Below are 16,175 nucleotides of genomic sequence, written 5' to 3'. Positions count from 1 at the left end.
GTATTTATTTCTTTAAATTATATAAAATGAGGTGCTCCAATGTCGGTATTTAGAAATCAAGAAACGTACTGGGAAAACCTGTTTGACGAAGAGGACGGCCTAAGCGCATTCCCTTACTTTAAAGCAGCGGACAAAGCGTCATTGGCCCGTACCGGCTACCAGGAAAAATACATCTGCCGTTCCTTATCTCCGGAAGTATCTCAAAGAATCATGACAATGGCGAATCATTCCGATATGGCGGCCTATTTGATTTTATTGGCAGGTATTGAATGCTTAATGTATAAATATACCGATCGAACGAGCCTGATTCTCGGCATTCCAACGGTATCGAAGCAAAAAAGCAGCCAGTCAGCCGTTAACACCGTTGTTCTTTTGAAAAATACGCTTTCAAACGAGAGTACATTTAAAACCGTGTTTGAACAGCTGAAAGAAGCCGTTAATGATTCTCTGAAAAATCAAAACCTGCCGTTTAGAAAAATGGTTCAGCATCTAAACGTGCATTACAATGATGAGCGTCTGCCGCTGATTCATACTGTCGTTTCGCTTAACGAAATTCATTCTTTGCAATTTAAAGAAGATATTGCAGCCGATACGCTGTTTCACTTTGATTTGGAGAACAACGGGATTCATTTAAAGCTTTTTTATAACGGCAATCTGTACGATGAGCGCTATATGGATCAAATGACAGCCCATTTGGATCAGCTGCTGTCTGTGATCCTGTTTCACCCTCAAGCGGAGATCCATACGGCAGAAATGATACCCGAAGCGGAAAAGCAGAAACTATTGTTTGATTTTAATGATACCGGCAGAGATTACTCCGGGAGCAGAACCGTCTATCAATTATTTGAAGAACAGGCAGAAAGAACGCCTGAGCATGCGGCCGTCAAGTTTAAAAACGACCATTTGACGTACAGGGAATTGAATGAAAAGGCGAACCGTTTGGCAAGAACATTGCGTAATTGCGGGGTTCAAGCCGATACATTGGTCGCCATTCTGGCTGATCGTTCATTAGAGATGATCGTGTCAATCATAGCCGTTTGGAAGGCGGGGGGCGCTTATGTGCCCCTGGACCCTGAATATCCAAACGAGCGGCTTCAATATTTGCTTCATGATGCGAATGCAGACGTTCTCCTTGTTCAGCATCATTTAAAAAACAGTCTCACCTTTGACGGCCCGGTGATTGATTTAAATGATGAAGCATCTTACCATGCGAATGCCTCATTGTTATCACCGATAGCGGGACACAACCATTTAGCCTATGTTATATACACCTCGGGCACAACAGGAAAGCCGAAAGGAGTCATGGTTGAACACGGCGGTATTGTGAATTCGCTCCAGTGGAAGAAGGCCTTTTTCAAGCATTCTCCGGCGGATCGCGTGCTTGTTTTGTACCCGTATGTTTTTGATGCGTTCATTTTAAATTTCTTCGGCCCGCTTATCTCGGGTGCGACTTTGCACCTTTTGCCGAATGAAGAAAATAAAGACCTTTTCGCCATTCAAAATGTCTTGAAACAAGAGCGGATTACACATTTTTCAACTTCTCCCCGTCTTTTGAAAACGATGATCGAAGAGATGAACGCGGACGACTTCATTCATGTTCAGCATGTTGTTGTAGGCGGAGAGCAGCTGGAAACAGACACAGTTGAGAAGCTGTATTCTCTGCAGCCTCACATTCGGATCAATAATGAATACGGACCGACAGAAAACAGCGTGGTATCGACCTTTCACCCTGTTCAGTCTGCTGATGAACAGATCACAATCGGTAAACCGGTGGCGAACCATCAAGCCTATATTTTAGGAGCGCACCAGCAAATCCAGCCGATCGGCGTACCGGGAGAGCTGTATGTCGGAGGAGCGGGGGTGGCCCGCGGCTACCTGAATCGGCCTGAGCTGACGGAGGAAAAATTTGTTCAGCATTTGCATCTCTCCGGTCAAAAGATGTATAGAACGGGGGATCTCGCCAGATGGCTGCCAGATGGAAGAATCGAATACGCAGGGCGGATCGATCATCAAGTGAAAATTCGCGGCTACCGAATCGAAATCGGTGAGGTAGAGGCGGCCATGTTCAATCTGGAAAATGTTCGTGAAGCTGCAGTCATTGCGCGGGAAGGCGCAGACGGAGCCAAGCAATTGTATGCCTATTATGTCGGCGAGCCTTCTGTGGCTGCGCAGTTCAGAGCCGAATTATCCCGTAAACTGCCGGATTATATGATTCCCTCTTACTTTATCCATTTGGAACGCATACCGCTCACTTCCAATGGAAAAATTGATTTGAAAGCTTTGCCTGCTGATGAAGAAAATACGCGGACGGATAACGAATACATAGCCCCGCGGAACACAACAGAAGAACTGCTGGCGTCTATCTGGCAAGAAGTATTAGGGGCAGAACGTATCGGAATTCTGGATAATTTCTTTGATTATGGCGGAGATTCGATTAAATCAATTCAGGTGTCTTCCAGATTGTATCAAGCCGGATACAAGGTTGATATGAAACATCTGTTTAAATATCCCGCGATTGCAGAACTAAGTCAATTTGTCGTGCCGATCGGCAGGATGGCTGATCAAGAGGAAGTGACCGGCAGCACAAACCTGACCCCGATACAGCATTGGTTTTTTGAACAAAAAATGCCGCAAGCTCACCATTACAATCAGGCCGTCATGTTATATTCGGCGGAATGCTTGAAAGAGGCTCCGCTTCGCCGGACGATGGAACGGATCGCGTCGCATCACGATGCCCTTAGGATGATTTTTGAAAAAACACCGAACGGGTACGCTCCGCGAATTACAGGAACGGATGAAAGTGAATTATATCATCTGGAAGTGATGAATTATAAAGGCGAAACCGATCCTGCTCAGGCAATTTCCGATAAAGCGAATGAGATTCAAAGCAGCATGGCATTAGACCGGGGGCCTTTGATGAAGCTTGGTTTGTTCCAATGCCCCGACGGAGATCATTTGCTGATTGCAATTCATCATTTGGTGATTGACGGAGTATCGTGGCGCATTTTACTTGAAGATTTTGCAAGCGGTTATGAGCAGGCAGAGGGCGGACAAACCATCCAGCTTCCGCAAAAAACAGATTCATTTCCATTCTGGGCTGATCAATTGTCCAAATATGCGAAAGAAACCGACATGGAAGAGGAGATTGCTTATTGGGCCGAGCTTTCAAGCACGGAGCCGCAGCCATTGCCTAAAGACAAAATAAGCGAAGGTTCATTATTAAGAGACAGCGAAGAAGTGACGATTCAATGGACAAAAGAGGAAACGGAGCAATTGTTAAAACAAGCCAACCGCGCCTACAACACGGATATCAACGATCTGCTGCTGACTTCGTTAGGTCTCGCCGTTCACAGGTGGACTGGCATGGAAGACATTGTCGTGAATATGGAAGGGCACGGGAGAGAACCGATTATCCCGGATGCGGATATCTCCCGCACGATAGGATGGTTTACAAGCCAGTACCCTGTCGTCCTGAGGATGGAAGCCGGAAAAGACTTGTCACAGCGAATTAAGACCGTGAAAGAAGGGCTGCGCCGTATCCCGGATAAAGGCATGAATTACAGCATCATCAAATATGTATCCGGACATCCCGAAGCCGACATCCTGCAGCTGAATCCGGAAATATCGTTTAATTACTTGGGGCAGTTTGATCAAAACCTGAATCATCAAGCTTTGCGCATGTCGCCTTTTTCCACAGGGTTATCGATGAACGAAAACCAAGAGAGAACAGCCGTTCTTGATTTAAACGGCATGATTTCTGAAGGGACATTATCGCTGACACTGAGCTACAGCAGCAAACAATACGAAAGATCGACTATGACGCAATTTGCCCGGAACTTGAAAGAAAGTCTGCAAGAAGTCATTGCGCATTGCGTAAGCCGGCAGCAGACTTCCCTCACACCAAGTGACATCCTGTTGAAAGACATCTCAATCGGCGAACTTGAACAGCTTTTAGAGCAGACGCGTGAATTAGGCGAGGCGGAAAATATTTATCCATTAACACCGATGCAGAAGGGCATGCTGTTTCACAGCTTATTTGATCCGAATTCAGGTGCTTATTTTCAGCAAACGATGTTTGATCTGCACGGAGAGTTAGACATTGATGCATTTTCAAAAAGCTTGGATGGCTTATCGCAAAAATATGATATTTTCCGGACGAATTTTTACAGAGGCTGGAAGGATCAGCCGCTGCAAATCATATTGAAAACGAAAAAGATCGGTTTTGAATTCATTGACTTGCGCGAGATGAAGGAATCACAAAGAGAAGAGATGATTCAGCAGTATGCCAGAGAAGATAAAATGCGGGGGTTCGATTTAGAGAAAGGCGCGTTAATGCGGTTACTCATTCTCCGTACAGATGAAAAGACATACCGTTTCATATGGAGTTTTCACCATATTCTGATGGACGGCTGGTGCCTGCCGCTGATTACAAAAGAAATATTCGAGCATTATTTTGCCTTGCTTCACAAAAAACAGCCTGAACAATCGCCAATTACTCCGTACAGTCAATATATTGAATGGCTCGGCCGGCAAGAGGCAAAAGAGGCCATGGCTTATTGGGATCAATACTTGGAAGGATATGAAGAGCAAACCGCCCTTCCTAAGGATCACCATGCACCAGAAGAACGATACATTCCGGAGAAAGTGACGTGTGACATAAGCACCGACCTCACTTTAAAAATGAAGCAGATGGCCGGCAGGCGCCATGTCACGCTGAACACGCTGCTGCAGACGGCATGGGCCGTTTTGCTGCAGAAATATAACCGAAGCAAAGATGTTGTTTTTGGGAGTGTCGTATCCGGAAGACCGGCTGGAATTCCAAACGTGGAAACAATGATCGGCTTATTCATTAACACCATTCCCGTCCGGTTCAGGTGTGAAGCCGGGACAACGTTTGCCGAGCTTATGAAAGAGGCGCAGGAAAGAGCTGTAGCATCTCAACAATACGAGACGCACCCGTTGTACGATATTCAGGCACGTACAACGCAAAAGCAAGATTTAATTACACATTTAATGATCTTCGAAAATTATCCTGTTGATCAGTATATGGAGAGCATTGGCCGGCAAAACGGATCATCCATCACCATTTCCAACGTACAAATGGAAGAGCAGACCAACTATGATTTTAATATGACCGTTATACCGGGCGACGAGATGAACATCTCTTTTGAATACAATGCCAATGTGTATGAGCGGGCAAGCATAGAGCGGGTTCGGGAACATTTCATGCAAATCCTGCAACAGGTCGTGACAGATCCGGATATCCGGGTGGATCAAGTAGATTTGTTGACGGAAGGCGAAAAAAGAACCCTTCTGCAGACGCTTAACGACACGGCCGCGCCATTTCCGCAGACGCCGGTATATCAATTATTTGAAGAGCAATCGCAGCGTACGCCCGATCAAGCGGCTGTTATCGATAAGGACAGACAGCTCACGTACGGAGAGCTCAATAAGCGGGCAAACCGACTGGCGCGGACGATCAGAGCGATGGGTGTACAGACGGATCATCCGGTAGCCATCATCAGCAGAAACAGCATCGAATCGGTGATCGGAATCCTTGCCGTTCTAAAATCAGGCGGCGCCTATGTCCCGATAGATCCGGAATATCCGCAAGACCGCATCGGGTATATGCTGAATGACTCCCAAGCCAGAATCGTTTTGACGCAGCGAGATGTCAAGGAACAGCTTTCCTATGAAGGCGTCACGATTTTACTGGATGATGAAGAGTCGTATCACCAAGATGACTCTGACCTTGAGCCGATAAGTGATGCAAGCCATTTGGCATATGTCATTTATACGTCAGGTTCCACAGGGCGGCCAAAAGGCGTATTAATCGAGCACCGGGGCTTGACCAATTATATTTGGTGGGCGCAAGAAGTTTATGTAAAAGGCGAGAAAACCAACTTCCCGCTGTATTCCTCCATCTCTTTTGATCTGACGGTGACTTCTATTTTCACACCGCTTATCACAGGCAATGCAATCATCGTCTATGACGGAGAGGATAAAACAGCTCTGCTTCAATCGATTGTGCAGGACCCGAGGGTGGATATTATTAAATTGACCCCGGCCCATTTGCAGGTTTTGAAGGAAATGAACATCGCCGATCAAACGTCTGTCCGAAGAATGATTGTGGGCGGGGAAAACTTAAGCACCCGGTTAGCCCAAAGTATTCATGAACAGTTCGAAGGCCGGATTGAAATATGCAATGAATACGGACCGACAGAAACCGTTGTCGGCTGCATGATTTATCGTTACGATGCCGCAAAGGACAGACGGGAATCGGTACCGATCGGAACCGCTGCGGCAAACACGAGCATTTACATTCTTGATGAGAATATGAAACCCGCGCCGATCGGTGTACCGGGAGAAATCTATATCAGTGGCGCCGGTGTAGCAAGAGGATATTTGAACCGTCTCGAATTAACGGCAGAGAAATTCGTCGATGACCCGTTTGAACCCGGAGCCAAGATGTATAAGACCGGAGATTTGGCGAAGTGGCTGGCTGACGGGAACATTGAATATGCGGGCAGAATAGATGAACAAGTGAAAATCAGAGGCTACCGTATCGAATTAGGCGAAATCGAGGCAGCACTGCTTCAAGAAGAAGCGGTCAAGGAAGCGGTCGTTACAGCAAGAGTTGATGCCCACGGGTTTAAACAATTGTGTGCATATTACGTGAGCGGCGGGCAAACAACGGCAGCCCGGCTCCGGAAACAACTGTCTCACAGCCTGGCGGGTTATATGGTTCCGGCTTATTTTATCGAGCTTGATGAAATGCCTTTAACGTCTAACGGAAAAATAAACAAAAAAGGGCTGCCGGCTCCGGATTTCGAGCTGCAGGACAGAGCAGAGTATAAAGCTCCCCGAACAAAAGCGGAAGAAATATTAGTTTCTGCCTGGGAATCGGTATTAGGCGCAGAGAATATCAGTATTCTTGATAATTTCTTTGAACTTGGCGGAGATTCCATTAAGTCAATCCAAGTGTCATCCAGATTAAAACAGAGCGGATACAAAATGGAAATCAAAGACTTGTTTCAATATGCTACGATTGCTGAATTGAGTCCGCATATCAAGCAGAATCTGCGTATAGCCGATCAAGGTGAGGTCAAAGGAAAAGTCAGCCTGACTCCTATTCAGCATTGGTTTTTTGAACAAACAACAATAGATCCGCATTATTATAATCAAGCCGTCATGCTGCATGCGCCGGAAGGTTTTCGGGAAACGCCGCTTCGTCAAACCCTGCAAAAGATAACAGAACATCACGATGCGCTCCGGATGACGTTCCAGACTACGGAAAAGGGTTACGAGGCACATCATGCAGAGATCGCCCAAAGCAGGCTGTACAACCTTGAAGTCCTGAATCTGAAAGCAGAATCTGACCCAGGGCAGACCATTGAAGCCAAGGCTGATGAGATACAAAGCAGTATGCATTTAAGTGATGGCCCGTTAATGAAAGCCGGATTGTTTCAATGTGCAGATGGAGATCATTTGCTCATCGCCATCCATCATTTGATGGTAGACGGGGTGTCATGGCGCATTTTACTGGAGGATCTCGTGACCGGCTACAGGCAAGCCGAGAACGGGCAAGTGATTCAACTGCCGCAAAAAACAGACTCTTTCCAATTATGGGCTAAGAGACTTTCAGAATATGCGCAAAGTGAAACGATAAAACAAGAACAGGAATATTGGACAAAGATCGAACAAACCGAAGTAAAACCGCTGCCTACAGATTTTCAGGAAACCCATACAACTGCAAAAGACAGTGAAACAGCAACTGCGGAATGGACGAAAGAGGAAACGGAGCTCTTATTAAAACAAGCGAATCGCGCTTATAACACGGAAATAAATGATTTGCTTTTAACTTCTCTTGGTCTTTCCATATCCCATTGGTCGGGGCTTGACCGGATTCCGATTCATTTAGAGGGACACGGAAGAGAACAGATCATTCAGGATATGGATATCTCCCGCACGGTCGGCTGGTTTACTAGTCTGTATCCGGTTGTGCTGCACGCGCAGCCAGGCAAAGAAATCTCTGATTATATCAAAACGACCAAAGAAGGACTGCGACAAATTCCGCATAAAGGGATCGGATATGGAATAGCAAGGTACTTAAGCGGCGGACTGCCATCGAAACTCAATCCTGAGATCAGCTTTAACTACCTGGGACAGTTTGACCAAGATTTACAGCAGCATGGGGTTCAATTATCTTCTTATTCTTGCGGTTCAGACTCGAGCGGAAATCAAGAAAGACCGTATGTATTGAATATAAACGGAATGATCACCGAGGGCCGGCTCAAGCTTACGATCAGCTACAGCAGCAAACAGTACGCAAAAGAAACAATCAAGCGGTTATCGGAAACGATTCAAAGCCGCCTGCGGACAATCATTACGCATTGCGTTCAGAAAGAACAATCGGAACTGACACCAAGCGATATTTTGTTAAAAGGCATGTCCATTGACGAATTGGATCAGCTCCTCATTCAACTGCCGCATACAGGTGAGGTTGAAAACGTGTATCCGCTCACTCCGATGCAGAAAGGAATGCTCTTCCACAGCTTGCTGGACGAGGACTCACATTCTTATTTTGAACAAGCATCGTTCGATTTGCAGGGAGAGTTAAAGGTTGATTGGTTTAAACAAAGCTTGGAGCGATTGTTTGAAAGATACGCCGTGCTCAGAACCCGTTTTTACAGCGACTGGAACGATATTCCTTTGCAAATTGTCTATAAAACGCAAAAACCGCAAATTCATTTTGCAGATTTGCGTGACATAGAGGATCACCGGCGTGAGGATGTAATCGCAGCCTATCAAAGAGAAGACAAGGCAAAAGGATTTGACCTGGCTCGCGATCCGCTGATGCGCATAGCGATTTTCCGTATGGAAGACCGCAGCTATCATTTGATTTGGAGCTTCCATCATATTGTCATGGATGGCTGGTGTCTGCCTCTTATCACAAATGAAGTGTTTGATCATTATAGCGCCTTACAAGAAGGAAGGGGGACAGAACCGTCATCTGCAGCTCCTTACAGCGACTATATCGAGTGGCTTGACCGCCAAGATCAGGGAAAAGCAAAGCGGTACTGGAGCGAGTATCTTGAAGGATATAAAGGTGAAACCGCGCTTCTTCATAAAACACCGCAGCATGAACAAAAAGAATACGCTTATGCCAATGTGATCTGCCAATTTGATCACGAACAGACAAAACAATTACAGCAGATCGCAAATCAGCATCAAGTGACTTTAAATTCCTTGATCCAAACGTTGTGGGGAATTTTGTTACAGAAATACAGCGGGTCCGCAGACGTTGTATTTGGCAGTGTCGTGTCGGGAAGGCCGGCGGAAATTCCTGATGTGGAACAGATGATCGGCCTGTTCATCAATACCATTCCGGTTCGGGTCTGCTGCGATGAGACCAGCTCTTTTGCTGATACGATGCAAATGGTTCAACAAAAAGCGTTGACTTCCCAAGCATATGATACTTATCCTTTATACGAAATTCAGGCCCAAACGGAACAAAAGCAGAACCTGATTGACCATATCATGATTTTTGAAAACTATCCGATCGGGCAGCAGGTCGAAGAGACGGGACATGATGCTGCGGATTTAAATATCGTGAATTTCCATATAGAAGAACATACCCATTACGATTTTAATGTAGTTGTCATCCCTGGCGAACAACTCACCATTCATTTTGATTTTAACCAAAATGAATATGGACAATCAGAAACAGAGCGGATTCGCGGACATTTCGAACAGCTCATTCACCAAATTTTGCAGCAGCCGTCTGTCAAAATAGAAGAAATGGAACTTCTGACGCAGCAAGAAAAAGAACAGCTGCTCACTCCGCTTTCCGGGGAAACAGAAAAACCTGAATACGAAACGATTCATACTATGTTTGAACGCCAAGCGGCACAAACACCGCAAAAAATCGCAATTCAATACGAAGAGGCGGAGATTTCTTACAAAGACCTGAACGAAACGGCCAATAAACTGGCGCGGATTCTGCGAAAGCGGGGCGTGAAGCTTCAAGAGCCGGTAGCTGTAATCGCCGGGCGTTCACCATCATTAGCGGTTGCTGTTCTAGGTATTTTAAAAGCGGGCGGTGCCATTGTTCCGATTGATCCAAGCCATCCTGCCGAAAGAATCCGCTATATCATTGAAAACAGCGGCTGCGCTCATGTTGTAACAGAGAAAGACCGGTCAGTCCCTGAAGCAGAAACGCAGCTTGTCACATTCATAGAAGAAGCTCAGACAGAACCGGACGGGAGCAATGTACAGACGATAAACACGGCGGAGGATCTGCTTTACGTCATTTATACATCAGGAACGACGGGGAAACCAAAGGGTGTGCTGCTAGAACATAGAAATATGGCCAATTTGCTGTATGACCAATTTACAAACTCAGGCATCGATTTCAAAACCAATGTTCTTCAATACGCATCTCCGGCATTTGACGTCTGCTATCAAGAGCTCTTTTCAGCCCTGCTCAGCGGCGGCACACTCCACATCGTGCCTGAATCAATAAAGCGGGACGCGGCTCAGCTGTTTTCGTTTATAAATAAACATCAGACTGACGTTGTCTTTTTCCCGACTGCTTTTGTCAAAATGCTTTTTAACGAGGAGAGCTATGCATATTCATTTCCGCGCTGTGTGAAGCATTTGATTACAGCAGGAGAACAATTGACCGTATCCCGTTTATTTCAGCAAGTGCTCCGCACACACGGCTTTCATTTGCACAATCATTACGGTCCGTCAGAAACTCATGTAGTGTCGACGTATACGATTCAACCGGGAGATGATATTCCTGAGTATCCGCCGATCGGCAAACCTATATGCCATAACAATATGTATATCATCAGCAAGAACAAACAGCTTCAGCCCTTGGGCATTGCGGGAGAACTGTATATTTCCGGAGCAAATACTGGGAGAGGCTATGCGAATAACCATGCTTTAACGGAAGAGAAATTTTTGTCTGATCCGTTCAGAAAGGGAGCCGTCATGTACCGCACAGGAGATTTGGCAAGGCTGCGTGAGGACGGGCAAATCGAATACATCAGCCGCATTGATGATCAGGCGAAAATAAGGGGCTACCGGATCGAACCGAAGGAAGTCGAGGTCATATTGGCCAATCACCCGGTGGTGAAAGAAGCAGCCGTCCTTATTCAAAAAAACGCTTTGGGTGAAAATGAATTGTGCGCTTACTGCAGCGTCTCAAAAGCGACTGATCCTTCAGCGTTACGGACAGATCTGGCCAAAGACCTTCCTGACTATATGATTCCCGTAAAATGGACTTTTGTTGAATCGATTCCGCTCACAGTAAACGGAAAAGTAGACCGCAAAGCCTTGCCAGCACCAGAAGGAGGCGTGCAAACGGGAGTCGAATACGTAGCTCCCCGTACAGCGGCGGAAGCACAGGTGGCGCATATCTGGCAAGAGGTGCTTGGACTTCCGCGTATCGGCGTGAAAGACAATTTCTTCGACATCGGCGGTCACTCGCTGCGGGCAACGACTCTGACGGCGAAGCTGCACAAAGAGATGGGGGTCAGCCTGCCGCTGCGGGAAGTGTTCCGGTCGCCGACAATTGAAGAAATGGCAGAAACGATTACCGGAATGAAACACACAGCATATACATCTATCCCGACCATTGAAGCAAAAGAATACTATGCCGTCTCCTCGGCGCAAAAACGGCTGTACATTTTGAATCAGCTGAAAGGCGGAGAGCTGAGCTACAACATGCCGAGTGTCATGAGAGTCGAAGGAGCTCTGGATCGGGAACTTGTCGAGAAGGCGATCCGCAAGTTGATTCAGCGCCATGAAACGCTGCGTACCGGCTTTGAACTGATAGATGGAGAACCGGTGCAGCGGATTTATGACGACCTCCAATTTGCGGTGGAATTCACTCAGGCGAAAGAAGAACAGGCGGAAGACCTCGTTCATGAATTTGTGAGGGCATTTGACTTGGAGAAAGCGCCTCTGCTGCGGGTAGGACTGATCGAGCTTGCAAAAGACCGCCATTTGCTGCTGTTTGACATGCATCATATCATTTCAGACGGCGTATCTATCAAGAATTTGATTGAAGAGTTCGTTTCATTATATGAAGGAAAAGAATTGCCGCCATTGCGGATTCAGTATAAAGATTATGCGGCGTGGCAGCTGTCGGATATGCAAAGCGAACGGATGAAGAAACAGGAAGCGTACTGGCTGGATGTGTTCAGCGGAGAGGTTCCGGTGCTGGATATGCCAACCGACTACGGAAGGCCGGCTGCGCGGAGCTTTGAAGGAGGACAAATCGAGTTTGTCATCGGACCGGCGTTGACAGAACAGCTGAAAGGCTTGGCGGTAAAGAGTGAAAGCACGCTGTACATGGTGCTGCTGGCTGCTTATACGACCATGCTTGCCAAATACAGCGGGCAAGAAGACATCGTAGTAGGCAGCCCGATTGCCGGAAGGACCCATTCGGATTTGGAAAGTTTAATCGGTATGTTCGTGGGCACGCTGGCGATACGAACGAATCCGCTTGAGGAAAAAACATTCTGGGAGTACGTACAGGAAGTCAAAGAGCATACATTAAAAGCGTACGAAAACCAGGAGTATCCATTCGACGAACTGGTGGACAAGCTGAATGTGTCCCGGGATTTCAGCCGCCATCCGCTGTTTGACACGATGTTCATATGGCAAAACACAGAACGGGGAGAATTGAGCCTCGATGATGTGCGTTTTACCCCTTATCCGGACAACCATGCGATGGCGAAGTTCGACCTGACGTTCCAAGCGGCAGAGAATGAAGACGGAATTACAGGTATGATCAGTTACGCGGCAGCGCTGTACAAGCAGGAAACTGCGGAACGCATGGCAAAGCACTTTATCCAATTGATCGAGGCGATTGCGAATGATCCGCAGGCGCCGCTTTCATCGCTGGAGATGATCACCGCGAAGGAGAAAGAGCAGATTGTGGAGAGATGGGGCCAACCGGCGATAGACTGCCCAAGGGACAAAACAATTCACCAATTGTTCGAGGAGCAGGCGGAGCGCACGCCGGAACATACGGCTGCAGTTTATGAGGAAAGCCGATTCACATACCGTGAGCTGAATGAGCGTGCCAACCACCTGGCGCGGATTTTAAGAAGCGAAGGCGTGCAGCCTGACCAGCCTGTGGGTATTCTGGCAGAACGTTCTCTGGAAATGATCGTGGGGATTATGGCGATCCTGAAAGCCGGGGGCGCGTATGTGCCGATGGATCCGGACAGCCCGCAGGAACGCATCCGCTATATTCTGGAGGATTCAGGAGCAAAGGTTCTGCTGGCACAGCCCCATTTACAAGATCGTGTATCGTTTGCCGGAGAGATTTTACTGCTTGATGACGAACGAATGAACAACGGGGATGGCTCGAATCTGGTGACGGCAGCCGGACCGGATCACTTGGCGTATGTGATCTACACATCAGGAACAACCGGCAAGCCAAAAGGCACGCTGATTGAGCATCGCCAGGTACTTCATTTGATGGAGGGGCTCCGCGGACAAGTATACGGTGCTTATGATTCGGGATTGCGTTTGTCTCTGTTGGCACCGTACTATTTCGACGCATCGGTCAAGCAAATTTTCGCAGCACTGTTAGGGGGACATGCCCTGTATATCGTGCCTAAAGCATCAGTATCAGATGGTTATGCCTTGTCAAACTATTATCGCACCCACCGCATTGACGTAACAGACGGAACACCGTCACATTTGCAATTGCTTATCGCTGCAGATGTCCTTCACGGGGTAACGATCCGGCACATGCTTATTGGAGGAGAGGCGCTCCCGCAGGCGGCGGTGGCGCAATTGCTGGAATTGTTCGCTTCGAACGGGTCATCAATGCCGCTCATAACCAATGTATACGGTCCGACGGAAACCTGTGTGGATGCATCGGTCTTTCATATCGGACCGGAGACATTGGCACCTGCTGACGACGGCGGTTACGTGCCGATCGGCAAGCCGCTGGGCAACAACCGTGTGTATATTGTTGATTCCAGTGATCGGATGCTGCCCATAGGTGTAAAGGGTGAGCTGTGCATCGCCGGAGACGGAGTAGGACGAGGGTATCTGAACTTGCCTGAATTAACGGATGAAAAGTTTGTGGCCGATCCGTTTGTAATCGGAGAGCGGATGTATAAAACAGGCGATCTTGCCCGTTACCTGCCGGATGGAAACATTGAATATGCCGGAAGAAAGGATCATCAGGTCAAGATTCGCGGTTACCGGATCGAACTTGGCGAGGTGGAAGCCGCTCTTCTCAACATCGAGCATGTACAAGAAGCGGTGATCCTGGCCAGAGAAAATGCAGAGGGACAAAGCGATTTGTATGCCTATTTTACAGGGGAGAAGTCACTGCCGATCAATCAGCTTAAAGAAAAACTCTCCGATCAAATACCAGGCTACATGGTTCCTTCATACCTGATGCAATTGGAGCAAATGCCGTTAACCTCCAATGGAAAAGTGAATCGCAGTGCGTTACCGCTGCCTGAAGCAGGCTTGCAGACCGGCATTGACTATGTTGCTCCAAGGACAAAACCGGAAGAGCAGCTGGTTCACATCTGGAAAGAAGTATTGAAGTTAGAACAAGTTGGCGTCAAAGATAACTTTTTCGATCTCGGCGGGCATTCGTTACGGGGGATGACGCTCGTTACCAAGATCCATAAGCAATTCAACAAAAGCATTTCATTGAGAGAAGTGTTTCAATACCCGACGATTGAAGAAATGGCGAGGGTCATTACAGGCGCGGAAACCAGCGGACCGGATGAAATCCCTGTTGCAGAAGCCAAAGATGCTTATCCTGTATCTTCTGTACAAAAGATGGTTTACCTGTCTACACAAATTGAAGGCGGAGAACTAAGTTACAACATGCCTGGGATTTTGTCATTGGAAGGCAGGATCGACATGAACCGTTTACAATCTGCATTCCAAAGTCTGATCCAGCGCCATGAATCGCTTCGAACCGGATTTGAAATGGTTCGCGGAGAGCTGATGCAGGTGATCAAGCCGCAGGCGGAATTCTCTATAGAAAGGTACAAAGCAGCTGATGAGCAGGTCGAGGAGCTGTTCCGCAATTTTGTGCGGCCTTTCGATCTCAGTCAGGCTCCATTGCTTCGGGCCGGACTTATCGAATTAGAACAGGACAGACATGTTTTCATGTTTGACATGCATCATATCGTTTCAGACGGCGCTTCTATGAATATTTTTGTTGAAGAACTGATTCAATTGTATGACGGCAAAGAATTAACCCCGCTCCGGATTCAATACAAAGATTACACTGTATGGCAGCAGCAGGCAGAACAGAGGGAACGCATCAAAAGGCAGGAGAACTATTGGCTGAATGTATTTCATGAGGAACTCCCGCCATTTGAGCTGCCGAAAGATTTTGCCAGACCGCGAATTCGAAGCTTTGAAGGTAAGCGATACAATTTCACTCTCGATGAGACTGTGGTCCAGGGTATAAAACAGATGGAAGAATTGACCGGATCGACCGCTTACATGATCTTGCTGTCAGCCTATAACATACTGCTGGCCAAATACAGCGGGAAGGAAGATATCGTCGTCGGTACGCCTATTGCGGGAAGAATGCATGAAGATTTACAGCATATCATCGGGATGTTTGTGAATACGCTGGCCATCCGTACGGCCCCGGCTGGAGAAAAGACCTTTATGGACTATGTAACAGAAACAAAAGAAACGATGCTGAAAGCTTATGAAAATCAAGAATATCCTTTTGAAGAATTAGTTGAGAAACTGGGAGTGAAACGGGACTTAAGCCGTAATCCGTTATTCGATACGATGTTTGTTCTGCAAAATACGGAACAAACGGATATTGAATTGGACTCTCTCGCGGTCAGACCATATGAACAAACGAATACAGCGGCCAAATTTGATTTGCAGCTGACCTTCGTGATGAATCCGCACGAGATTCAAGGAAGCTTTGAGTACTGCACGAAGCTGTTTAAACAGAAAACCATCGCTACGCTCAGCAAGGATTACGCCATGATTATGTCGGCGATCATAAAAGACCCATCGATTCCTTTAAAAGAAATTCAATTAAGTGAGAAAGTAAACAAAAATGAACACTTTGCAAGCGAAATCGAATTGAATTTCTAAAAACGGCCGGTACCGGCTGTCCCCGGCATGATGTTTTTACGGGGACA

The 16,175-nt window shown here is 47.0% G+C and carries 1 protein-coding gene; it reads left to right on the top strand.

Annotated elements, in window-relative coordinates; all coding sequences use genetic code 11:
• Window positions 1-39 precede the first annotated feature (39 nt).
• Entirely contained in the window at window positions 40-16,128 is a 16,089-nt protein-coding gene (locus AADZ70_RS05105) for a non-ribosomal peptide synthase/polyketide synthase (protein WP_342007818.1), read from the top strand.
• The last annotated feature ends 47 nt before the right edge of the window (window positions 16,129-16,175 follow it).

Origin of the sequence: Bacillus sp. YBsi01, from assembly GCF_038406745.1 — a bacterium.
Classification (GTDB): domain Bacteria; phylum Bacillota; class Bacilli; order Bacillales; family Bacillaceae; genus Bacillus; species Bacillus siamensis.
Note: the sequence above shows the minus strand (reverse complement) of the source record. Positions and strands in the feature narration are given on the sequence as shown.

Coding starts and splice junctions, on each gene's coding strand:
- AADZ70_RS05105 (WP_342007818.1), top strand. CDS start 40: ATGTCGGTATTTAGAAATCAAGAAACGTACTGGGAAAACCTGTTTGAC.